This window comes from Chitinivorax sp. PXF-14, assembly GCF_040812015.1.
In the GTDB taxonomy this organism is placed as follows: domain Bacteria; phylum Pseudomonadota; class Gammaproteobacteria; order Burkholderiales; family SCOH01; genus JBFNXJ01.
The window spans coordinates 1-21,679 of the sequence record NZ_JBFNXJ010000014.1 but is presented as its reverse complement, the minus strand read 5'-3'; the positions used below and the strand labels follow the sequence as shown (position 1 = coordinate 21,679).

The following is a 21,679-nucleotide window of genomic DNA, read 5'->3' as shown; positions in this document are numbered from 1 at the left end:
CCGGGAAGCCCAGGCTGGCCTTTTTTTGCTGGCAAGAATCAGGCCGTCTGCGTCGTGGGCGCGATGATCTTGCTGCGTTTGCCGACGATCAGCGTGTAGGCCGCCGGCACCACGAACAGCGTCAGCAGCGTGCCCAGCATCAAGCCGCCGACGATCACCCAGCCGATCGGCTGGCGCGCTTCGGCGCCCGCACCGGTCGCGGTGGCGAGCGGCAGCGAGCCCAGCACCATGGCGCCCGTGGTCATCAGGATGGGGCGCAGGCGCAGTGTCGCGGCCTCGATCACAGCCTCGAACTTGTCTTGCCCCTGATCGCGTAGCTGGTTGGCGAATTCGACGATCAGGATGCCGTGCTTGGTGATCAGGCCCACCAGCATCACCAGGCCGATCTGGCTATAGACGTTGAGCGTGCCGCCCGAGAGCTGCAGCGCGAGCAAGGCGCCGGTCATGGCGAGCGGCACCGTCAGCATGATCACGAAGGGGCCGACGAAGCTCTCGAACTGCGCCGCCAATACCAGGTAGATGAATACCAGCGCGAGCACGAAGGTCAGGTAGAGCGCGCCACCCGACTCCTTGAACTCGCGCGACTGGCCGTCGAAACCGGTGTGGGCGTTCGGGCCCAGCTCTTCCTTGGCGATCTTGTCGACCTCGTCGAGCACCTGGCCTAGCGTGTAGCCGGGGGCGACGTTGGCCGAAATGATGGCGGCACGCTGGCGGTTGAAGTGGTTGAGCTCCTTCGGTGCCACCGTTTCGGTGATGCTGACCAGGTTCGACAGCTGCACGAGCTGCCCGTCGCCATTGCGCACATAGATCGCGGACAGGTCGTCGGGCCGCGCGCGGCTGGCCGCATCCATCTGCACCATCACATCGTACTGCTTGCCCTCGAACTTGAAACGGGTGACCTGGCGGCCGCCGAGCAGGCTCTCCAGCGTGCGGCCGATGGTTTCGACCTGCAGGCCGCTACTGGCCACCTTGTCGCGGTTCACGTTGATCGCAAGCTGCGGCTTGTTGAGCTTGAGGTCGGTGTCGGGGTTGGCGATGCCCGGGTACTGGCGCAGCCTGGACATGATCTTGTCGATGCGGCGGTCCAGCTCCTCATAGCTGTTGCCCATCACCACGAACTGCACCGGCAGGTTGCGGAAGCTCTGGCCCAGCGACGGCGGATTGATCGGGAAGGCCAGCACGCCGGGCAGGCTGCCGAACATCTTCGGCCCGATTTCCTTGGTGATGGCCTGCTGCTTGCGTGTGCGCTGGTCCCAGGGCTTGAGCTGCACGAAGGCCAGAGCCGAATTGACCGGGTTGGGGCGCTCCAGCCCCGGCGCCACCACGCTGAAATAGCCGCTCGCCTCGGGAATGCCGGCCAGGATGTCCTCCAGCTGGTGTGTATAGCGGTCGGTGTAGTCGAAGCTCGCGCCATCCGGGGCCACCAGCACGGTGATGAAAAAGCCGCGATCTTCCGTTGGCGACAATTCCGACGGCAGGCCCTTGAACAGCATGACGGCACCGGCACCGGTGGCGACGAACAGCAGCGCGACGATCCAGCGCTGGCGCAGCGAGGCGGCCAGCAGGCGGCGGTAGCCGTGGTTGATGCTTTCCAGAACCCTTTCGATCGCGTTGTAGATCGCACCATGGCGTGCCTCGTGCCGTAGCAGCTTGGAACACATCATCGGCGTCAGCGTCAGCGCGACGAAGCCCGACACCAGCACCGCCGCCGCCACGGTTAGCGCAAATTCGCTGAACAGCTTGCCGGTATTGCCCTCCATGAAGGCGAGCGGGGTGAACACCGCCGCCAGCGTGATGGTCATGGCCATCACCGCGAACGCGATCTCGCGGCTGCCGAGAAAGGCTGCGTCGAGCGGCGTGGCGCCTTCCTCGATGTGGCGGTGGATGTTTTCCAGCACCACGATTGCATCGTCCACCACCAGGCCGATCGCCAGCACGATGCCGAGCAGCGTCAGCACGTTGATAGTGAAGCCGAACAGCTTGAGGAAGATGAAGGCGCCGATCAGCGACACGGGGATCGTCACGAACGGGATCAGCGTCGCGCGGAAGCTGCGCAGGAACAGGAAGACCACGAGGATCACCAGCACCAGGGCCTCGAACATGGTGTGGTACACCGCGTCGATCGATTTCTCGATGAAGATCGAGCTGTCGAACGTCACCTGCAGCTTCATGCCCTTGGGCAGGCTGGCCTGCATCTTGGGGATCAGCGCTTTCACCGCCTGCGCGACTTCGAGTGTATTGGCTGTCGACTGCTTGACCACGCCCAGCCCCACGGCCGGCTGGCCCATGAAACGGATCGCGTTGCGCTCGTCGGCAGCGCCGATTTCGGCCCGGCCCACGTCGGACAGCCGCACCGGGTAGCCATTCTGCTCGGTGATGATGAGCTGGTTGAATTGCGCCGGCGTCTGCAGGTCGGTCTGCGCCAGCACCGTGAACTCGCGCTCGCGGCTCTCGATGCGGCCGGACGGGATCTCGACGTTCTGGCGGCGCAGCGCGTCTTCGACATCCTGCACCGTCAGGCCGTTGCCGGCCAGGCGGTCGCGGTCGAGCCACAGCCGCATCGCGCGGCGGCGTTCGCCGCCGATGATGACCGAGGCCACGCCCGGCAGGGTCTTGATCTGGTCGGCCAGGTAGCGGTCGGCGTAGTCGGACAGCGTGATCGCGTCGTGCGCATCGCTCGACAGGCCCACCCACAGCACCGCCTGGGCATCGGCCTCGATCTTGGCGACGACCGAGTCGTCCGCGGCCTCCGGCAGCTGGCTCTTCACGCGGGCGACGCGGTCACGCACGTCGTTGGCGGCCGAGTCGGTATCGCGGCTCGAAATGAATTCGACGGTGATCTGGCTGACTTCCTCGCGGCTCACCGACTTGATGGTCTTGATGCCCTCGATGCCGGACAGCGAATCCTCCAGCGGCTGGGTGATCTGCGACTCCATCACCTGCGGGCTGGCGCCCTTGTACACGGTGCGCACCGACACCACCGGCGCATCGATGTTCGGATACTCGCGCACCGACAGCTTGAGAAAGGACATGATGCCGATGAGGATGATGGCGAGGCTCATCACCGTGGCCAGCACCGGGCGTTTGATCGAAAGATCGGACAGGGTCATGGTGCGCCTTCCTTACGACTTGCCGGCCGGTGCCGCCGGCCCCAGCACCATCACCGGCGCTCCCGGTTGCAGCTTGATCTGGCCCTCGACCACCACCTGATCACCCTTGGTGAGCCCGTCGAGCACCTCGACCTCGCCGGGGCGGCGGTTGCCTAGCTGCACGCGGGCCAGGCTGGCCTTGCCGTCGACGATCTTGTAGACGAAGGTGTTGCCGCCCTTGGGCACCACCGCCTGCTCGGGCAGCAGCAAGGCCTGGCGGCCATGCTGCATGGGCACGTTGATGCGCGCGAACATGCCGGGACGCAGCTTGTGGTCGCCATTGGGGATCACCGCGCGCACCAGCAGGGTACGGGTTTTCTCGTCCAGCGCGGTGTCGAAGGCTTGTACCTGGCCCTTGAAGCGGCTGTTGGCATCGGCATCCATCGTCACGTCGAGCGTTTGCCCTGGCTTGATCTGGCCCACGTACACCTCCGGCACGCGGAAATCGACCTTGAGCACGCTGTCGTCCTCCAGGCGCACCAGCTCCTGTCCTGGCTGCACATAGGCGCCCGGGCTTATGCCGCGCAGCCCGAGCGTGCCCGAGAAGGGCGCGCTGATGCGTGTCTTGGCGAGCCGTGTGCGGTCGAGCTGGGCCTTGGCCTTGGCCTGTTCATCCGAGCCCTGCTGGGCGTCGAGCGCATCCTGGCTGATGAAGTTGTCCTTCTTGAGGTTGTGGTAGCGCTGCAGGCGCTGCTGGTTGAACTTCACATCGGCCTGCGAGACGCCGAGCTGCGCCTCGTACTCGCTGGCATCGAGCGAGAACAGCAGCGCGCCTTTCTTCACCGCCTGGCCTTCGCCGAAATGGATGGCAGTGATGCGGCCGGCGATCTCCGGCCGCACGATCACCGATTCATTGGCGCGCAGCGTGCCGACCGCGCTGATGGCCTGCTCGATGCTGCCCGTCCTGACCGTATCGGCCTTCACCGGGATGCCCTTGCCCGGCGGCGGGGCTGCCGTGGCCGGGCAAATACAGGCAAGCGCAAGCACGAGGGGGGGAAGGGTGCGGCTGATCATGGCGAAATCCGTATGGAATGGGTTTGGTTGGGCGGCGTTTGACGTCGTGTGCTGGCATGTCGCCAAGCGGCGCAAGTGTGGCTGCGGGCAGCGCCCGCCAGGCTGGGCGCCGGCTCCCGACAGGGGGCGCGAGCGCCGCCTGGCAAATCAACCCGTAAGCCTAGCCGAAAGCCGGCGGGTGGATAAGTATCAGTCGGGGTATATTTTTGTGCCTATCAATCGCTGCGCGCGCTGCTTGAGGCTGCGATTGCGGCCGTCGAGGATCACCACGAAGCACTGCCCCGGCAGCGTCAGCTCGCTGCACTGCCGACGCGCCGCGGCCGCATCGCTGCTGGGCTCGACCAGCAGCAGATACAGCCAGCGCTCGGGGAAACCATCTACCGGGCGCCGGACGAGCCAGGTCTGGCGTATCGCATCGAGGCGCGCGAGCTGCCGGCGCAAGTCTGCCTTGGCGTGGGCAGACAGATCGTGCAGGCGCAGCGAGCGCTGGCTGGACAGGCCGTTTTCGCGGTCGACGGCAACCGCGTATTCGCAGGCCAGCCGGAAGTAGTTTTCGGCGCCTTCCGGGTCGCGCTCGCCGAGATAGTCGCAGACCAGCCGGCAGGCCAGCGGGGTGCTGCGCGGGTCGAGCCGCATGGCGTCGTCGAGCAGATCGAGCCCGGCGTTGTTGCCGGCGAGCAGTGTCAGCCGGCCCAGGGCCAGGCTGGCCGGGGCAAACTCGGGTTGCAGCGCCAGCACCTGCTGATAGGCGTCGATCGCCTCTGCGTCGCGGCCCATGTCCTCCAGCAACTGGCCCCGCCGCCATTGGCGCGGTGGCGTCAGTGTGGCGGTGCTGGCCTCGGTGTCGAGCTCGGCCAGCTCGCGGCGGCCGTCCTGCACCTGACGATGGCGTGTGTTCCAGCGTTGTTGCACCGCCTGCCGCCATTCCTGGTCCAGCGTGTTGAGCCAGCCTGGCAGCGACTTGCCGAACAGCCGGTGTGCGGCACTCATGTCGGCAGGCGAGGGCACGGCCGGGTAGGCGCCGATGTGTTCGAGCCTGTCCTTGAGGCTCGGGTGGGTATCGAATTCGTCGGTTTGCGCCGCCAGCGCTTCGTTGAGCCAGCCGGCGAGATCCTGCTCGAACAGGCTGGCACGCAGCGCCTGCTGCAGCTGGCTGTGCGGATTGCCGGCGGGCTTGGGCTCGCTGTCCGCCCGGGCGAATACGGCCGGCCAGAAACCCTGCGCCAAATAACGGCTGGCGAGCTGCGAGAGGACCAGCGCCTCGGCCGTGACCTGCTCGCCGCAGACGATAACGGAGGCCTGGTCCGCTTCAAACTCGTGCTGGCGTGCCAGTACGAAGGAATACGCGTTGAAATAGTGCACGTATCGCGCCAGCAGCTTACTGAGGCCACGTGCGTCTTCGTGGTGCGTTTCCAGGAGGCGTGCCCAGGTGTTACGCAGGCGGTAGACCCAGCCCGCGAACTTGCCGTGCCGCGCCGACAGGTGCCCGAACTCGTGCGCCAGCACCGCCGCGAACTGGCGGTTGGAAAGCGTCAGCATCAGCGGCAAGCCCAGCAGCAGCGCATTGCGGTGCAGGCCCGCCATACCGAGGCGCGGTTGCTGCACGATGGCGGCGTTGAAATCCGCGGTCAGCAGCACGCTGTCGATCACGGGCGTGCCGAGCTTGCCGCGGATCTTGTCGATGAGCTCGAACAGGGCCGCCGAACTGCTGTAATCGATGGCGTGGCCGGCTGGCGTCGGCAATTCGACCCGCAGGATGCGAAACACGACCCACGCCAACGCCAGCAGGGCGATCCCACCCACCGCGGCCAGCACCGGGTCCGCCCCGCTGTACAGGCCGCCGGCCACCGCCACCAGCGCCACCAGCAACAGCAGGCAGGCGAGAATCGGCCCGGCGTGGCCGATCAGCGCCAGGCCCAGCACCTTGGCGCGATACCAGCGCGGGTGGGCCAGCGCCTCGGCTTCGAGACGGGCGATCAGTTCAGCGTTGTCGCCGGAGGTGGACAAGACCTTGCAATCCCATCATTGACGGTTGATGGCTGGATTGTATGCGTATGACAAGCGGGAGACCAAGTCCCGCGCGTGGACTGGCCCATTGCCAGCGCGGTAAGATGCGCCAGCGAGCCGTGCGCACCGCAGATCTACCGGCGCACGTTCATCTGGATCAATCGCCTGCTACTGGAGCCCGAGGGATGTTTAGCATTACCGATCACCAGCTGATGATGCGGGCTCTCAGGCTGGCCGAGCGTGGGCTGTTCATCACCACGCCCAATCCCCGCGTCGGCTGCGTCATCGCGCGCGAGGGCCAGATCCTCGGCGAGGGCCACACGCAACCGGCCGGCAGCGATCATGCCGAGGTGCAGGCGCTCAAGCATTGCCAGGCCCAGGGCAATTCGGCAGCGGGGGCGACAGCCTATGTCACGCTTGAGCCCTGCAGCCATTTCGGCCGCACGCCGCCGTGTGCCGACGCCTTGCTCAAGGCCGGCGTGGCTCGCGTGGTGGCCGCGATGCGCGACCCGAACCCGTTGGTCGCCGGGCAGGGGCTGGCGCGGCTGGCGGAAGCCGGCATCGCCGTCGAGGTCGGCCTGCTCGAACACGAGGCGCGCGAGCTCAATATCGGTTTCGTTGCCCGCATGGAGCGTGGCCGCCCTTGGCTGCGCGTCAAGCTGGCCGCCAGCCTGGATGGCAAGACCGCGCTCATGAACGGTGTCAGCCAGTGGATCACCGGCCCCGCGGCGCGGCGCGACGTGCATGCGCTGCGCGCGCGCTCCTGCGCCATGCTCACCGGCATCGGCACCGTCTTTGCCGACGACCCCCGGCTCACCGTGCGGGAGGTCGAGACCACGCGCCAGCCGCTGCGGGTGGTCGTCGACAGCGCGCTGCGCATCTCGCCCACGGCCAAGATCCTGCACGACGGCGACACCACCGTCATTTACGCCTCGGCGTCCGAGGACAAGGTCCAGGCCGTGCGCGCGACCGGCGCCCAGGTGCTGGCACTGCCCAGCCTGAGCGGGCGGGTCGACCTGCCGATGCTGATCGATGCATTGGGCAAGCTGGGCATGAACGAAGTCACGGTCGAGGCCGGCAGCCAGCTCAACGGCGCCCTGCTGCAGGCCGGCCTGGTCGATGAACTGGTGCTGTATCTGGCCCCGGTGCTGCTGGGCGACAAGGCACTCGGCCTGTTCAACCTGCCTGAGCTGACGAGCATGGCGGGCCGGCGCGAACTCACCATCGTCGATCAGCGCATGGTCGGGCAGGACCTGCGCCTGACGGCGCGCTTCAAGGGCCAGCCGAGATGAGTTTCAAGGATCATTTTTCCGCAAGTGCCGGCGGCTACGCCGCCTACCGCCCGCATTACCCGGCCGCGTTGTTCGAGTGGCTCGCTGCGCAACCCGCCACCCGCGAGCTGGCCTGGGATTGCGCCACCGGCAATGGCCAGGCCGCCGTTGGTCTTGCGCCTCATTTCACCACGGTGCACGCGACGGACGCGAGCCGCGAGCAGCTGGACCACGCCGAGCCGCGCTCCAATATTCGCTATTGCTGCGAGCCGGCCGAACATACTTCCTTGCCCGACGCGAGTGTTGACCTGTTGACGGTGGCGCAGGCGCTGCACTGGTTCGATATCGAGCGTTTCTTCGCCGAAGCGCAACGCGTGCTCAAGCCAGGCGGCGTGATTGCCGCCTGGTGCTACGAGCAGTTCGCGACCGATGGCCCGCTCGATGCCGTCTTGGCCGAGTTCTATCATGACATCGTCGGCCCTTACTGGCCGCCCGAGCGGCAGCTGCTGGAGCAAGGCTACCGCACGCTGCCGTGGCCGTTCGAGCCACTGACGGCGCCGCCGCTGGCGCTGGAGGTGACGTGGCCGCTGAGCAGCCTGACCGGCTATCTGCGGACCTGGTCGGCCAGCAAGCATTACCAGGAGGCCATGGGGCAGGACCCGGTGGCACTGATCGAGCCGCGGCTCGCGGTGCTGTGGGGCGCGCCCGAGCTGGCTCGCCGCATCGTCTGGCCGTTGTCGTTGCGGGTCGGGCGCAAGCAATGAATCTGTTACAGTATAATTCGACTTTTTTGATCAACTATTGAAGGGCTCGTCTCCATGTTCACCGGCATCATTCAGACTCTGGGGCATATCAGTCACATCGAGGCGCGTGGCGGCGATCTGCGGCTGATCATCGTGGCGCCGGGGCTGGACTACAGCGACGTGAAACTGGGTGACTCGATCGCCGTCAACGGCGTGTGCCTGACTGCCGTCGAGCTCGGCCGCGACAGCTTCACCGTCGACGTATCGCGCGAATCACTCAACTGCACGGTCGGCCTCGACGGGGTGGGGCGCGAGGTGAACCTGGAAAAGGCCCTGCGCCTTGCCGACCGGCTCGGCGGGCATCTGGTGTCCGGCCACGTCGATGGCGTAGGGCAGGTGCTCAGCTTCGAGCCCGTCGACGACTGCTTCGAACTGGTCATCCGCGCGCCGCAGGCGCTGGCCAAGTATATTTCGGCCAAGGGGTCGATCACGGTGAACGGCGTGAGCCTGACCACCAACCGCGTCGAGGGCGCCGATTTCAGCATCAACCTGATCCCGCATACGCTGGAGCAGACGACGCTCAAGCACCTGAAGGCAGAGAGCCCGGTCAACCTCGAGGTCGACCTGATCGCCCGCTACATCGAACGCATGCTGGGCAACCGAGGCTGATATGTTCGCCGGCAACTACCCGCAGCTGATGGCCGAGTACAACCGCTGGATGAACGAGAAGCTGTATGCGGCCTGTGCCCAGCTCGACGATACGGTGCGCAAGGCCGATCGTAGCGCGTTTTTCGGCTCGATCCACAATACGCTCGACCACCTGCTGTGGGGTGACGGCGTCTGGCTGACCCGCTTCGACGGCAACACCTACCCGAGCGGGCCCTTCGGCCAGCCGCTGTACGAGGATTTCGAGCAGCTGCAGCGGGCGCGGGCTGAGATGGACCAGGCGATCATCGCCTGGGCGCGCCAGGTCGACCAGGCCTGGCTCGATCAGCCGATGACGTGGAGCAGCAAGCTCTACGGCTTCACGCAAACCCATCCGCGCTGGGTGCAGGTGGTGCAGATGTTCAACCACCAGACCCACCATCGCGGCCAGATCACCACACTGTTGAACCAGCTCGGCATCGACGTCGGCATCACGGACGTACCGATGCTGCCCATTCTCAACGATATGCCCGGCGCGCAGGCCTAGCGCGTCGAGCCACTTACGATAAGCAAAGCCATGAAGATTTCCCCGATCCAAGACATCATCTCCGATATCCGCGCCGGCAAAATGGTCATCCTCGTCGATGACGAAGACCGGGAAAACGAGGGCGACCTGATTCTCGCCTCCGAGTTCGTCACGCCCGAGGCCATCAATTTCATGGCCAAGTACGGCCGTGGCCTGATCTGCCTGACGCTGACGGCGGAGCGCTGCAAGCAGCTCGAGCTGCCGCTGATGGTGACGCGCAATGGCACGCCGCACGGCACCAACTTTACGGTGTCGATCGAGGCCGCCGAGGGCGTCAGCACCGGCATCTCGGCGGCAGACCGCGCCCGCACCGTGCGCGTGGCGGTGGCCAAGCATGCCAAGCCGGAAGACCTGGTGCAGCCTGGCCACATCTTCCCGCTCAAGGCGCAGGACGGCGGCGTGCTCGTGCGTGCCGGCCACACCGAGGCGGGCTGCGACCTGGCCTCGCTCGCTGGCCTCACGCCATCGTCGGTGATCTGCGAGATCATGAACGACGACGGCACCATGGCGCGCCTGCCCGAGTTGCTCAAGTTCGCCGAGGAACACGAGATGAAGATCGGCACCATTGCCGATCTGATCCAGTACCGCCACCAGCATGAGAAGCTGGTCGAACGCGTCACCCAGCGCAAGTTGCAGACGATAGGCGGCGAGTTCGAGCTGATCGTCTACCGCGACCTGACCGCCAATACCTTGCAGCTCGCGCTGGTGAAGGGCGACATCAAGCCCGGCGACGAGGTGCTGGTGCGTGTGCATGAGCCGCTGTCGGTGATGGACCTGCTGGATATCTCCGACAAGGACCACAGCTGGGGCGTCTACCAGGCGATGAAGAAAATCGACGAACTGGGCAAGGGCGTCATCCTGCTGCTGCACCGCCCGGAAACCACCGAGGACCTGCTCGCCAAGCTGCTGCCCAGCCGCGATCAGGCTACGCGTCCGAAATGGGACCTGCGCAACTACGGCATCGGCGCGCAGATCCTGAGCGACCTCAACGTCACCCGCATGAACGTGATGGCGCCGCAGCGCAAGATGCCGAGTATGACGGGCTTCGATCTCGAAGTGCTGGGCAATATCCTGCCCGATTGATCGCGGCGGGCGGCGCACACCGAAGCGACATGGCCATGGTGCAGATTCGCGGCTTTCAGGCGGCCGATCGTCCCGCGCTCTATCGCATCTGCCTGCAGACGGCCGATGCCGGCCGCGACGCCAGCGAGCTGTTCGCCCGGCCCGAGCTGCCCGGCGACGTGTTCGTCGGGCCTTATCTGCAACACGCGCCCGGGCTGGCGCTCGTCGCCGTGGACGAGGAGGGTGTGTGCGGCTATGTCCTCGGTACGGCGGACAGCCAGGCGTTTCGCCACTGGCAGCAGGATGCCTGGCTGCCCGGCCTGCGGCAGCGCCATGCGCCGGATTCGGCCTGTGCCAGCGAGCGCGAGTCGCAATGGCTGCAGCGCTTTGTCCACGGCGATCCGCCTGCCTTGCCCGAATGGGTGGCCGATCATCCCGCCCACCTGCATATCGACCTGTTGCCCCGGGCCCAGGGCAAGGGGATTGCCGACCGCCTGATGGCTGAGTTCGAGTTGCTGTTGCAGCAGGCGGGTGCGCCGGGTGTGCACTTGGGCGTCAACATCGCCAACCACCGCGCGATCGCCTTCTACCTGCGCTGCAGTTTCCGCCTGCTGCGCGAGGAGTACTGGGGGCTCTGGCTCGGCAAGCAGCTTCTGTAGCGTCATCACGTCAACGTCATTTTCAGCAATTAGCATGGCAGCCGTGCGGAACGATGGTCGCTCCGCCTAAACAACGACGGGTGTACCATGCGTGCCATGATTCTCTCCTCCCTGCTATGCGCGATCAGCCTCGGGCTGGCCGGCTGCAACGACGATAGCCCCAGTGATCCGATCGACGTCAAGATCATCGCGTTCAACGATTTCCACGGCAACCTGAAGACGCCCTCCGGCGGCGTCAAGACACCCGATCCGGCCGATGCCAGCAAGACGGTGACGGTGCCGGCCGGTGGCGCCGAGTATCTGGCAACCTGGATCGCCAGCCTCAAGGCCAAGAACCCCAACAATATCGTGGTCTCGGCCGGCGACCTGATCGGCGCGAGCCCTTTGCTGTCGGCCCTGTTCCACGACGAGCCGACCATCGAGTCGATGAACCTGATGGGGCTCGACATCAACGCGGTCGGCAACCATGAGTTCGATGAAGGCAAGGACGAGCTGCTGCGCATGCAGAACGGCGGTTGCCACCCGGTGGACGGTTGCCAGGCGGGCTCGACGTTTGGCGGCGCCAAGTTCAAATTCCTCGCCGCCAACGTGGTCGACACGCAGTCGGGCAAGACGATTTTCCCGGCTTACGTCATCAAGACTTTTCACCGCGTGCCGGTCGCCTTCATCGGCATGACGCTGAAGGGCACACCGAGCATCGTCACGCCATCCGGCGTCGCTGGCCTGACGTTCAAGGACGAGGCCGATACCGTCAACGCGCTGGTCCCCGAATTGAAGAAGCAGGGGGTGGAGGCGATCGTCGTCGTGCTGCACGAAGGCGGCTACCAGAGCGGTTTCTACAACGACTGTAAGGGTATTTCCGGCCCGCTCGTCGACATCGTCAACCATCTCGATCCGGCCGTGGACGTGGTGATCAGCGGGCATACGCATCAGGCTTACAACTGCAACATTGGCGGCAAGCTGGTGACCAGTGCCGGCCAATACGGCACGCTGGTGTCCGAGATCGACCTCAAGCTCAACCCATCGACCCACGATGTCGTCGAGTCGAAGGCAGACAACCTGATCGTGCGCACGACGGTAGCGAAAGACCCGCAGCAGACCTCGCTGATCGACAGGCTCCTGACGCTCGTCACCCCGCTGGAAAACCGCATCGTCGGTACTGTGACGACGCTACTCGATCGTGGCCAGAATGCAGCCGGGGAATCGCCGCTCGGCGACATCATCGCTGACGCGCAGCTCGAAGCGACCACCGCCGCGAGCTTCGGTGGCGCGCAGATCGCCTTGATGAACCCCGGCGGCATCCGCGCCAACATCACGCCGGATGCGGCCGGCAAGGTCACCTACGGCATGCTGTTCACTGTGCAGCCATTCGGCAACAGCCTGGTGACGATGACGCTCAAGGGCGCCGATGTACGCGAGGCACTGGAGCAGCAATGGAAGGGCCAGAGCAGCCCGCGCATCCTGTCCGTGTCGAAGGGGTTCAACTACAGCTGGGATAACGCCGCGCCCGTCGGCAGCAAGATAGTCAGCATCACGCTCAATGGCGTGCCGCTCGACCCGGCGGCGAGCTACCGGGTTACGGTCAACAATTTCCTGTCGACCGGTGGTGATAACTTCGTCGCATTCAACAAAGGCACCAACCGCCTGGGCGGCGCGCAGGATGTCGATGCGCTTGAGGCCTATTTCAAGGCCCACACGCCGGTAGCGCCACTTGCAAGCGATCGGGTGAGCCGGCTCAACTGAGTATCGATGTGTTCTTTGCGGCGCGCGGGCAAGGTGTGAAAGCTGCCACCAGGCAGGCCCGCGACACGGCATGAGTCTGAAGCGGGCGCCAGCTCTTGCCCTGGCGACACCGCTGTGGGCGTGGCCGTGCGCCTCAACCCACCTCCGCGCCGGCGTTGAGGCGAAGCTGCAGTTTGTCGCTGTGGAACACGAATACAGGTCGTGCCTGGTCAAGCCCGAGCGCCGCCAATCGCTGGGCCATCGGGTGCCTGCTGGCCGCCACGCTGACGCGCAGGGAGCCCGGCAGGCAGGCCTTGGCGCCGCCACGGGTATTGACCAACGTGCGCAACAGGCGGTTGTCGTGGTGCGAGTACAGCACCAGGTCGAGCAGGGGAGCCGGCACCCCGGCCCCCAGTTTTCCCGACAGCCTGACCAGGTTCTTGCCCGTCAGGGGGTCGGTTACCGACCCCTCGAACTGGCGTCCCGTCTGCTTGAAGCCGATCGGCGTGACAAACTTCGGGTAGCCCCAGATTTCCCGCCCCGCAGCGCAAGCCGCCTTGGTCGTGACGGGCAGATCGACGATGTAGAAGCCGATCGGCGCCTTGTCCAAGGTGCGGAACATCGACAGCAAAGGCAGGCTGGGTTCCGCCGTGCCATTGGGCACCACGGCGATGGCAACACCGACTTCGTTGTAGTCGGCAATCGAAGTCTGCCGATACTGGTAGAAGGCCAGCCCCACCAGGGCCTTGTTGCCGGCGATGCGCACCGCCTGCAAGCCTTGATCCGCGACCATTGCCTGCGCGCGTTCATGGTCTACGCGGAACAGGGCCATCATCACCGAATCGTCGTAATACATGATCGGCATCTCCACGTCCCCTTCCGAAGTCGGAATCACGGTGCGCGGATATTGAAAGAAATAGTCCTGGTTCCACTTGTCGATGCTCATGTTCACACTCCCACAGGTTGATCAAGATCGAGCAGCTGCCCTTGCCAGTCTTCGATCAGGGACAATCGGTTGATCTGGTTGGTACCCTCGAAAATCCGCGTCAAGCGGACATCGCGGAAAATCTTTTCCAGCCGCAGCTCATGTCTGCCGCCGTGGTCGGCGAGCAGATCCATGGCCATTTCGCAGACGTGCTGTGCACGGTCGGTTGCCTGAAACTTGCACAGCGATGCATTGAGTTGTCTTGGCCGCCAGGCGTTTCTGGCCTCTTGCCAGACCAGGCTGCGGATCGCCCGGGTTTCGGCCAGCATCGTCGCCAGCTGCAACTGCACGTCCTGGTAGTCGATCAAGGGTTTGCCGGCCAGCGTGTAGCGCCGGGTGAACTCCACTGCGACTTCGGTGGCCGCGCTGGCAAAGCCGACCCCCATCGAGGCCACGGGGATGCGCGACGCATTGAGCGTGGCCCGGTTGAGCGCCCAGCCCTGGCGCAGGCCGCCGATGATGTTGCCGTGTGGGACAAACACGTCATTGAACTCAAGCTCGGCAGCGCCAGAAGCACGCATGCCCATCTTCAGCTCGGTGCGGGCGACACTGAAACCGGGCGCGGTGGAATCGACCCAGAAGCATGTCCACGATTCCATGCCTTCACCCTTGAGCGCTGCAAACACCGTCGCGCTCTTGGCGATATCGCCGCCGCTGATGAAACACTTGCGGCCGTTGAGCAGGTAGCCACCGTCTACCGGCGTTGCTACTACACCCGGGCGATAGCTTTCTGCTCCATGACCTTCTTCCGCGTCGGAGCCGGCGCCGGGCTCGGTGATGGCGAACGCCACCAGGTGTGGCTCGCCGCGTTGGCAGCTGCGATACACCGGCAATACATGGCGCATGATCGAGCGGACACTGCCGGACACCAGCAGCGGCATCAGCCCCAAATGGTGCGCCGATAGCAGCAGCATCAATCCACCGCAGGCCCGGCTGAATTCTTCGACCACCAGCGCGCATTGCCAGATTGGAGGATGCAGCACCGCGCCCAGCGGCATGTTGCCAAACGGTGCCGGCAGCATGTAGCTGAGCCATCCCTGGCGGCCTGCCTCACGCAGCACCTGTAGAGCCAGCGGGTGGCATTCGCCGGGCGGCAGATGCGGGGCAAGATCCAGCTCGTCTGCCACCGGGCGAATGTGCTGATCGGCAAAGGCGCGTGCGCGGCGGCGGATGTCCCGCAGCGCCCGTGGCAGCTGGGCCACATCGTTTTGCCACAGGTCGGTTGAGCGGTAGTTGCTCAGCATCCGGCCGATCAGCGGCAGCCTGGCAAACTGCCAGTGTGGCGACAGCAGGTGGTTGGCAGGCAGATGCCCTTCCAGATTCAGTCGATGGCTCATTGCCTGGCTCCTGTCCATGCTGCGAGAAACAAAGGAATGTCGCGGATGCCGCCGGACATCAGCCGCAGCATGTTCTGGTCGCGCACCAGTTTTTCCGGCCCGGCATCGCGCATATAGCCGATACCGCCGTGAATCTGCACCACCTGGTTGGCTGCATGGCAAAGCATCGGGCTGATGCTGGCGCGGCTGGCCATCAGCTCGCCGAGGTCGAGTTCGTCCACGGTGACAGAGCACATCCGCAGCGCCATGCTTGCCTGGGTTCGGGTGATCTCGATGTCGCTCAGCATTTGCTGCACCGCCGGATGTTCGGCGATCAACTTGCCGCCTTGCCTGCGGATCGCCACGTAGTCGCGGGCCAGGGCCTGCCCGCGATCCAGCGCGCCAGCGCCGATCGCCAGCAGGCCGAGCAACTCCATCTTCAGCACTTGGGCGTAAAGCTGGCGGGAACGTGCTGGCTCAAGCTCAACGGTTTCTCCCGCCACACCCGGCAGCGACACCTCGAAACCCGCCAGCTCGTCGAACCCATGCTGCGGCTTGCCGATATTGACCGCCAGCGCCGTGCGTGCGGCGTAGTGCCAGGCAATCCGCCCTGCGCGCCACACCGGCCAGATCAGGCCGCTCCAGTCGGCGGGGGCGCAGAGCACGGGCGGGTGATTCGATCGATCCAGCCAGTCCGACAGCAGCGCCCCGTCCTCGGCCGTCAGCCCGGCGCCAGCCAGCCATCTGGCCAGGCTTGTCCGCGCCAGGCCATAGTGGCCGGTCGGCATCAGCGTCAGCGTGCGCAGATCCTGCTCGCCGATGGCAAGGCCGAGTTGCACGGCGACATGCCGCGCCAGGGCCTGCCGGTGCCAGGCCAGCGCAACGCCGGGGCAGGCGGCTGCGATTTGCTGCAGTGCGCCGAGGTTGAAACGCATGGCGTGCGCATCGCCGCTATCTTCCCAGATGGCAAATCCTGCCTCGGCCGTCGACTGCGACAGGATGCCCAGCTCGGCGGCTTCCTGCGTCAGCGATGCCAGTTGGGCAGCACTCGCCGGGTGCTCCGGTCGCTCGGCCATGCCGGCGATGCGCTCGGCGGCAAATCGGCCGGTCGCCTCAAGCAGCTGTTTCGTATCTTCACTATCCATGGATTGAGTCCTTGCACTCGTATACGCGGCGCCCGCAAGCGAGCGGGCTGGCAGGAATCGGCTACGAGAGAAGGGGGCCATGCCGCTCATCACGGCCTGGCCACGACGGTGATGTGTCTCCCTGCGCCTCGGGGCGATTCCCCCGAAATCTTTCCCTGCATGCTAAAGATGGCGAGCGCTTGAGGTAATATCGGGAGAAGACAAAAAATCGTCATTCGAGGACAAAGCCAATGGAGCGTAAACGCGGCAAGCTGCAGTGGGACTTTCCACGCAACGTCACCAGCATGCGCCTGATGACGCAACTGGGGGCGGACTATGGTTTGCCGGCAAGCATCTGTCTCGCCGGTACCGACGTGCTGGAAAAGGAACTGGCCGACCCGGCCGTGGTGGTATCAGGCGCGCAGGAGTTGCGCCTGATACATAATCTGGTCGAGCATCTGGGGCATATTCCCGGATTGGGCATCGAGGCCGGCAAGCGCTACCACTTCACGACCTTCGGCGCGCTGGGGCTGGCCATCGTCTGCAGCCCGAATATGCTCAGCGCGCTGGATATCTCGATGCGCTACTTTCATCTGACTTTTGCGCTGACACATTTCCGCGTCGAAGAAACCGGCGGTGAGATCCACGTGTTGCTGGATGATAGCGGCCTGCCCGAAGCGGTGCGTGCTTTTGTCGTCGAGCGCGATTCGGCGGCGCTGATCAACGTCCAGCGCGATCTGTATTCGTCGCGCCCGGTGCTGACGGGCTTGCAGCTGGCTTATCCAGCGCCGGCCGATGTGGGTGCGCATGAGGCTTTTTATCATATCCGTCCGGTATTCGGCTGCGCATCGAATCTGGCCATCCTCGACGTCGCCACGCTGATGGCACCGTTGCCGCAAGCCAACGAGCTTGCCTTGCGGGTGGCGGAAGAACAGTGCCGCGCATTGCTGGATCGTTACCAATCCAGAAGCGGATTTGCGGCAACGGTACGGGCGCATCTGGCGCGCCATGTCGCGCAGATGCCGGATATGGACAGTGTGGCGGCGACTCTGTGCATGACATCGCGCACCCTGCGCCGCCGGCTGCTCGAAGACGACACCAGCTTTTTCAAACTGCGTGAAGAAGTCCGGCTGGCGCTATCCGAGGAGTTTTTGAGCAGCAGCTCGCTTTCCATCGAACAAATCGCCGACAGGCTGGGCTATGCAGAACCAACCAGCTTCATCAACGCCTTCAAGCGCTGGACCGGGAAAACGCCGCTGAGCTTCCGCAAACAGGCTCAAGCCCGCGTGACGTTGCCACGCGGATGAGCGTGGATGTTCAGCGCGAGAAGGCAAAAGGGAAGCGCCCCAGAATGCCCCTGGCGCTTGCAGTATCGGCTGCCGGCGCCAGCTGTTCGACATTCAGCAAGATACTGCTGGCCTTGCCTTCCGCTACCTGCACGACCGCGTCGATGCCGGTTGCCTTGGGGTGCTCAGCGCGTTCGCTGATCTCTGTGTGCAGGAACCGGAGTAGTTCCTCTCCGAAGATCATCTTCTAGGCGCTGATCGGCAGATCGGCCGGTGTGTCCCGCACCTCGATCGCGTGCAGGTCTGCCTCCCTCGCGTGTTACCGGGGCCGTTCGTTCCGTTTGGCTTGGTCAGGGGGCTCGCATCATGGGGCGCTTGCGTGCCGGCCGTTTCCTGGTAAAAGCGATCGATCGCGTCAACCATCTGGGAAAGGCCAGGTTGTTCCAGCGGGTAGTGCCCGGCGTTTTCCAGCATCACGGTCCTGACGGGGACCTTGTGGATGCGGCCCAGGAATGGTTTGCTCAAATGCAACGGTGTCCAGCGATCCTGTGCCGGCTGCGTGAGCAGGATGGGGCAGACATCGAAGTCTTCCGGCTCCAAGACAGGCTGGTAGCGCATATAGGAGCTGAGGAAGGCCATCGACATGGCGTTGCCGGCGGATGATCTGTCTTTCAGGAAGACGCTCAGGGCATCGTCGTTGTTCACGAGCGCGCTCATTTTGCTGGCCAGGCTCATCGGTATGGTCATGGAAGCGAGTGGTGTTTTGGCCGTCAGATGCAGCATGGGCCCACCCACCCGGCTCATGAACAGGTTCAAGGCGGTTTCATCGCGCACCTGCTGCTCGCGCTGATCGAGAAAGGTCATGCCGACAATTGCCTTGACCTTCCTGTTGAGCGCCGCCACGTGGTAGGTCTCCATCCCGCCTGCGCTCAGGCCGTACAGGACGATGGGTCGATTGTCGCGCGCCAGCTCCGTATCGATGTAGTCGCTGCCTGCCTGCACCCAGTCGTCGTACTTGACCGGCGCCCCCTTGGCAACCTGGGTGACCCCGTAGCCGGGCATGTCGATGGCAATGGTTTCGTAGCCACGCCTGGCAAGCGGTGCGCCGAGGATGAGAGACATCTGGCGGCCGTTGGTGCCGACGCCATGGAACAGGATGACCTTCACTTTAGCTTGCGGATTGCGGTAGGTATCCAGGTGTATCTTGTGATCGTGCCAATCCCACCATTCCTCGGCGGGCTCCTGCCCTTGGCCAAGCTGGAACACCTTGGGCAGGAACTGCTGAATCTCGCGCCAATTCGGCTGGCTGGCATAGCTCATGGGTTTGTCCTCCTTCATATTCGGGGCCTGATCGTCGGCCGATGATGTGTGAACTGCACAGGCGGAGAGCAGCCCGGCAAACGCCAGTACGGCTGCATGTCTTACCCTGACGGGTCGGTTGGCAGAAAAACGGGTCATGGCTCAATCTCCAGGCTGTCTGTGAATGGCGCTAATCATGAGGCCACAGCCCGCTTGTCACCATACCGGGGCAGGCCGATAATTTTAGTGATCGGGCCAAGTTGGAACGGATGCGACAAATGAGTTTCTGGGATTTCTCTCGTGGGCCGGCCAGTGTGCGGCTCTTGCTCGAGTTCGCCGCAACCCTGGCGATAGAGCCGGCGAGGCTGCTGGCCGGAAGCCGGCTCGCCATGGCTCAACTGAACGATCCCAATCACCCTGTTGCACCGGGACAGGAGCTCATCGTGATTGGGAACCTGTTGCAACTATCGAAGCAGTCGGCGGGCCTTGGTCTGCAGGTTGGCTTGCAATACCACCTCACGGCCTACGGCATTCTGGGCTACGGATTGATGTGCAGTGCAACCGGCGGCGACGCGCTGGCGCTGGCCCAGCAGTATCTTCCGCTCACCTATGCATTCACCGCCATCACCCACAAGCGCGAGGGCGATCTCGATAACCTCTACTTCGACCCACCAGGGGATCTTGAGCCGGCTGTGCAGCGTTTTGTCGTCGAACGAGCCATGGGCGCGGCGTGCCGGCTGTTGCACGATGTGACCGGCAGCGATTTCAAGCCGAGTGCATTCCGGCTGCGTTACCCGGATATCCCAAGGGCAGCGCCTTCCCCGCTGGTCTCTGGAATCGTGCCGGAATTCGGCGCCAAGGCAAATGTACTGTCGTTCAGCCATGCCTACCTGGAGCAGAAGCTGCCACAAGCCAACCCCGTCACGGTGGCGATGTGCAGACAGATGTGCGGCGAGCTGATCGAGCAGCGCCGGTCGCAGCTGGGAACGGCGGCACTGGTGCGCCAATATCTGGACAACCTGCCCAGTAACCGGCCCCCAAGCCTGGGCAGGATGGCCCAGCTGCTGAACACGAGCGAGCGAACACTCAAACGCTGGCTGCAAATGGAGGGCACATCGTTCAGCGAAATGCTGGCTGCCTCGCGCCTGGCCAAGGCAGACAAGTTGCTGGCAAACCAACGCATCAGCTTGACGGAGGTAGCTGACGCGTTGGGTTTCAGCGACTTGTCGACGTTCTCGCAGGCCTATAAGCGGTGGACGGGGCTTGCCCCAAGCACTGCACGCATGGGCATGGCGGCTGTGCCTGACGACTAGCGTCCGTGTGCCGTGTCCGGGTCTGGTCGATGGATGTCGAGCACGATCTTGGCCGCGCCACCAGTGTCCGTCAGCATATAAGCGTCGTGACCTTGTTCCAGCGGTATCGATCGCAGATCGGCAGGGGCTTGCAGTTTTCCGCTATCGAAATGCGCCGCCAGCTGCGTGAGCATGGCCGCACAGTCAGTCGAGTCATACAACAGCGAATTGATGCCGACGATGCTGCCGCCACGACGATACAGATTCAGGACCGGTACATTGACGTGGCCATCGGCCGGCGCGGCAATCACCGCAATCCGCCCGAATCTGGCGAGGGCCTCGACCGAGGCCGCGAGCCATGCGCCGGTCGTGTCGAAAATGACGTCAGCCCCATGCGGATAGCGCTGTTTTACGGATGTAGCCAGATCGGCTGTGCCGCCTAGCAGCAAGGTTTCCATGCCTTCCTGCTGCAAGCGTTGCAGCTGGCTTTCCTGGCGAACGGCCGCGACGACCTGCGCGCCGCGTAATTGCGCCAGCTGGACGGCAGCCCGACCCACCGCGCCGGCGGCGCCGATGACCAACAGCTTGGTGCCGGCCCCTACGCAGGCGCGGTCGAGCGCATTCAGCGCGGTGGTGAAGGGGACGCCACATGCGGCAGCCTGTGCAAACGATAGGGCTGCGGGTTTTCGCGACAGGCCGGAGACGGGGAGGGCCAGATAGTTGGCGTGGCTACCATCACGCGAAAATCCGAGTTCGTTGCCCGTCCCCCAGACTGGCTGGCCCAGCCATTCCTGCGGTCCTTCAACCACGATGCCGGCAAAATCTCGCCCCGGTATTCGCGGTAGCGTTGTATACGGGAAACGTCCCAGCACATTCTTGACGTCACTCGGGTTGAGGCCGGCCGCATGCACCTCGACCAAGGCCTCATGGACCGCGATCGTTGGCCTGGGCAGGTCGACGAGCGACAGATTATCCAGCGAGCCCGTTTGTGCAAATTGCAGTGCTTTCATGATCGTTCTTCCCTGTGAGCCGCCGTATCGCGGTCATTGTTTTCAAACCGGCCTCTGGCAAGCGTCGCCAGGCGAGCCCGGCAACGTCAGAATACATCGGTGCCCCCCTGCGAGGTGTACTTGATGGGGCCCCAGACGTCGCTGCTGTTGGCAAAGTCCTGCAGATAGCGCTAATCCTCGTCATAGCGCAGCAGCCTGTGTGCAGACGGGGTTGCCGCCACGGGCGCTGTTGCCCGCACCACGCCGGCGATCGCGCTCGAGTGCACCGAGACATCCTGAGCGTGAACGGATTGAATCAGGATTCCGAACAGAACCCCGGCAGACCTGCATCTCGAATATTGCATGCCCACCTCCCTCGGGTGATGGGCGACTGCTTGTGTCTGCGACGCTCTGCCGTACGGCTGGCCGATGGTCAAGAGAAATGGCGCCATCAAAAGCATGGCGGGCGAGCCACGCCCGCCCGCTCAGGTCCCGCGTCGGCGGGGGCCTGGTGCCCGTTTAGATCAGGT

General features: G+C 64.5%; 18 protein-coding genes. 9 read left to right on the top strand and 9 right to left on the bottom strand.

Features of this window, described 5'->3' with window-relative positions:
• Positions 1-38: 38 nt before the first annotated feature.
• The 3 genes from ABWL39_RS16030 to ABWL39_RS16020 all read right to left on the bottom strand — a co-directional run bounded on the left by ABWL39_RS16030 (position 39) and on the right by ABWL39_RS16020 (position 6,170).
• Positions 39-3,110 (bottom strand): efflux RND transporter permease subunit, encoded by a 3,072-nt coding sequence (locus ABWL39_RS16030; RefSeq protein ID WP_367793475.1) that lies wholly within the window; start codon positions 3,108-3,110, stop codon positions 39-41.
• 12 nt (positions 3,111-3,122) lie between these two features.
• Positions 3,123-4,163: an efflux RND transporter periplasmic adaptor subunit gene (locus ABWL39_RS16025; protein WP_367793472.1), complete on the bottom strand. Its 1,041-nt coding sequence runs from the start codon at positions 4,161-4,163 to the stop codon at positions 3,123-3,125.
• 189 nt (positions 4,164-4,352) lie between these two features.
• Positions 4,353-6,170, bottom strand: coding sequence for a M48 family metalloprotease (locus tag ABWL39_RS16020; RefSeq protein ID WP_367793469.1), 1,818 nt, complete (start codon positions 6,168-6,170; stop codon positions 4,353-4,355).
• A 185-nt stretch (positions 6,171-6,355) separates the two neighbouring features.
• Between ABWL39_RS16020 and ribD the strand changes: the two genes are divergently transcribed.
• The 7 genes from ribD (at position 6,356) to ABWL39_RS15985 (ending at position 12,879) form a co-directional block, all read left to right on the top strand.
• On the top strand, positions 6,356-7,462 hold the full coding sequence (gene ribD, locus ABWL39_RS16015; RefSeq protein WP_367793466.1) for a bifunctional diaminohydroxyphosphoribosylaminopyrimidine deaminase/5-amino-6-(5-phosphoribosylamino)uracil reductase RibD: 1,107 nt from the start codon (positions 6,356-6,358) through the stop codon (positions 7,460-7,462).
• Positions 7,459-8,205 carry a class I SAM-dependent methyltransferase gene (locus ABWL39_RS16010; protein ID WP_367793463.1) on the top strand — a complete coding sequence of 249 codons (747 nt, stop codon included), beginning with the start codon at positions 7,459-7,461 and terminating at the stop codon, positions 8,203-8,205. The genes ribD and ABWL39_RS16010 overlap by 4 nt, the downstream gene beginning before the upstream one ends.
• Before the next feature lie 54 nt (positions 8,206-8,259).
• A complete protein-coding gene (locus ABWL39_RS16005) occupies positions 8,260-8,853 on the top strand; it encodes a riboflavin synthase (protein WP_367793460.1) in 594 nt (197 codons plus the stop codon).
• A gap of 1 nt (position 8,854) precedes the next feature.
• Positions 8,855-9,376 carry a DinB family protein gene (locus ABWL39_RS16000; RefSeq protein WP_367793457.1) on the top strand — a complete coding sequence of 174 codons (522 nt, stop codon included), beginning with the start codon at positions 8,855-8,857 and terminating at the stop codon, positions 9,374-9,376.
• A 30-nt stretch (positions 9,377-9,406) separates the two neighbouring features.
• The gene (gene ribBA, locus ABWL39_RS15995; RefSeq protein ID WP_367793454.1) at positions 9,407-10,498 is read left to right on the top strand and encodes a bifunctional 3,4-dihydroxy-2-butanone-4-phosphate synthase/GTP cyclohydrolase II; all 1,092 of its coding nucleotides are present in this window, start codon (positions 9,407-9,409) and stop codon (positions 10,496-10,498) included.
• A 35-nt stretch (positions 10,499-10,533) separates the two neighbouring features.
• Positions 10,534-11,136: a GNAT family N-acetyltransferase gene (locus ABWL39_RS15990; protein WP_367793451.1), complete on the top strand. Its 603-nt coding sequence runs from the start codon at positions 10,534-10,536 to the stop codon at positions 11,134-11,136.
• Positions 11,137-11,223: 87 nt separating this feature from the next.
• The gene (locus tag ABWL39_RS15985; protein WP_367793448.1) at positions 11,224-12,879 is read left to right on the top strand and encodes a bifunctional UDP-sugar hydrolase/5'-nucleotidase; all 1,656 of its coding nucleotides are present in this window, start codon (positions 11,224-11,226) and stop codon (positions 12,877-12,879) included.
• Between the two features lie 133 nt (positions 12,880-13,012).
• Here ABWL39_RS15985 and ABWL39_RS15980 read toward each other — a convergent pair whose 3' ends face one another.
• The 3 genes from ABWL39_RS15980 to ABWL39_RS15970 are packed head-to-tail and all read right to left on the bottom strand — an operon-like array spanning position 13,013 to position 16,304.
• Positions 13,013-13,804, bottom strand: coding sequence for an acetoacetate decarboxylase family protein (locus tag ABWL39_RS15980; RefSeq protein WP_367793445.1), 792 nt, complete (start codon positions 13,802-13,804; stop codon positions 13,013-13,015).
• Between the two features lie 2 nt (positions 13,805-13,806).
• Positions 13,807-15,180 carry an acyl-CoA dehydrogenase family protein gene (locus tag ABWL39_RS15975; protein ID WP_367793442.1) on the bottom strand — a complete coding sequence of 458 codons (1,374 nt, stop codon included), beginning with the start codon at positions 15,178-15,180 and terminating at the stop codon, positions 13,807-13,809.
• Positions 15,177-16,304, bottom strand: coding sequence for an acyl-CoA dehydrogenase family protein (locus tag ABWL39_RS15970; RefSeq protein ID WP_367793439.1), 1,128 nt, complete (start codon positions 16,302-16,304; stop codon positions 15,177-15,179). The genes ABWL39_RS15975 and ABWL39_RS15970 overlap by 4 nt, the downstream gene beginning before the upstream one ends.
• A 230-nt stretch (positions 16,305-16,534) precedes the next feature.
• On the opposite strand from ABWL39_RS15970, the gene ABWL39_RS15965 reads away from it, so the two are divergent.
• Positions 16,535-17,590: an AraC family transcriptional regulator ligand-binding domain-containing protein gene (locus ABWL39_RS15965; RefSeq protein WP_367793436.1), complete on the top strand. Its 1,056-nt coding sequence runs from the start codon at positions 16,535-16,537 to the stop codon at positions 17,588-17,590.
• A 10-nt stretch (positions 17,591-17,600) separates the two neighbouring features.
• Here the strand turns inward: ABWL39_RS15965 and ABWL39_RS15960 are convergent, their stop codons facing one another.
• Positions 17,601-17,813, bottom strand: coding sequence for a hypothetical protein (locus ABWL39_RS15960; RefSeq protein ID WP_367793432.1), 213 nt, complete (start codon positions 17,811-17,813; stop codon positions 17,601-17,603).
• Positions 17,810-18,889, bottom strand: coding sequence for an alpha/beta hydrolase (locus tag ABWL39_RS15955; protein WP_367793430.1), 1,080 nt, complete (start codon positions 18,887-18,889; stop codon positions 17,810-17,812). Before ABWL39_RS15955 ends, ABWL39_RS15960 begins: the two co-directional genes overlap by 4 nt.
• 257 nt (positions 18,890-19,146) lie before the next feature.
• Here ABWL39_RS15955 and ABWL39_RS15950 point away from each other — a divergent pair, with 257 nt between their 5' ends.
• The gene (locus ABWL39_RS15950; RefSeq protein ID WP_367793427.1) at positions 19,147-20,181 is read left to right on the top strand and encodes an AraC family transcriptional regulator; all 1,035 of its coding nucleotides are present in this window, start codon (positions 19,147-19,149) and stop codon (positions 20,179-20,181) included.
• Here the strand turns inward: ABWL39_RS15950 and ABWL39_RS15945 are convergent.
• Positions 20,178-21,170: a zinc-binding alcohol dehydrogenase family protein gene (locus ABWL39_RS15945; RefSeq protein ID WP_367793424.1), complete on the bottom strand. Its 993-nt coding sequence runs from the start codon at positions 21,168-21,170 to the stop codon at positions 20,178-20,180. The two genes, ABWL39_RS15950 and ABWL39_RS15945, sit on opposite strands and share 4 nt — an antisense overlap.
• Between the last annotated feature and the right edge of the window lie 509 nt (positions 21,171-21,679).

Excerpts from the sequence above, each read along its gene's own strand:
- ABWL39_RS15975 (WP_367793442.1), bottom strand. The coding sequence starts at position 15,180 with ATGAGCCATCGACTGAATCTGGAAGGGCATCTGCCTGCCAACCACCTG.
- ABWL39_RS16010 (WP_367793463.1), top strand. The coding sequence starts at position 7,459 with ATGAGTTTCAAGGATCATTTTTCCGCAAGTGCCGGCGGCTACGCCGCC.
- ABWL39_RS15955 (WP_367793430.1), bottom strand. The coding sequence starts at position 18,889 with ATGAGCTATGCCAGCCAGCCGAATTGGCGCGAGATTCAGCAGTTCCTG.
- ABWL39_RS15980 (WP_367793445.1), bottom strand. The coding sequence starts at position 13,804 with ATGAGCATCGACAAGTGGAACCAGGACTATTTCTTTCAATATCCGCGC.
- ABWL39_RS15990 (WP_367793451.1), top strand. The coding sequence starts at position 10,534 with ATGGTGCAGATTCGCGGCTTTCAGGCGGCCGATCGTCCCGCGCTCTAT.
- ABWL39_RS16005 (WP_367793460.1), top strand. The coding sequence starts at position 8,260 with ATGTTCACCGGCATCATTCAGACTCTGGGGCATATCAGTCACATCGAG.
- ABWL39_RS15950 (WP_367793427.1), top strand. The coding sequence starts at position 19,147 with ATGAGTTTCTGGGATTTCTCTCGTGGGCCGGCCAGTGTGCGGCTCTTG.
- ABWL39_RS15945 (WP_367793424.1), bottom strand. The coding sequence starts at position 21,170 with ATGAAAGCACTGCAATTTGCACAAACGGGCTCGCTGGATAATCTGTCG.
- ribBA (WP_367793454.1), top strand. The coding sequence starts at position 9,407 with ATGAAGATTTCCCCGATCCAAGACATCATCTCCGATATCCGCGCCGGC.
- ABWL39_RS15960 (WP_367793432.1), bottom strand. The coding sequence starts at position 17,813 with ATGATCTTCGGAGAGGAACTACTCCGGTTCCTGCACACAGAGATCAGC.
- ABWL39_RS16025 (WP_367793472.1), bottom strand. The coding sequence starts at position 4,163 with ATGATCAGCCGCACCCTTCCCCCCCTCGTGCTTGCGCTTGCCTGTATT.
- ABWL39_RS15970 (WP_367793439.1), bottom strand. The coding sequence starts at position 16,304 with ATGGATAGTGAAGATACGAAACAGCTGCTTGAGGCGACCGGCCGATTT.
- ribD (WP_367793466.1), top strand. The coding sequence starts at position 6,356 with ATGTTTAGCATTACCGATCACCAGCTGATGATGCGGGCTCTCAGGCTG.
- ABWL39_RS15985 (WP_367793448.1), top strand. The coding sequence starts at position 11,224 with ATGCGTGCCATGATTCTCTCCTCCCTGCTATGCGCGATCAGCCTCGGG.
- ABWL39_RS15965 (WP_367793436.1), top strand. The coding sequence starts at position 16,535 with ATGGAGCGTAAACGCGGCAAGCTGCAGTGGGACTTTCCACGCAACGTC.
- ABWL39_RS16000 (WP_367793457.1), top strand. The coding sequence starts at position 8,855 with ATGTTCGCCGGCAACTACCCGCAGCTGATGGCCGAGTACAACCGCTGG.
- ABWL39_RS16030 (WP_367793475.1), bottom strand. The coding sequence starts at position 3,110 with ATGACCCTGTCCGATCTTTCGATCAAACGCCCGGTGCTGGCCACGGTG.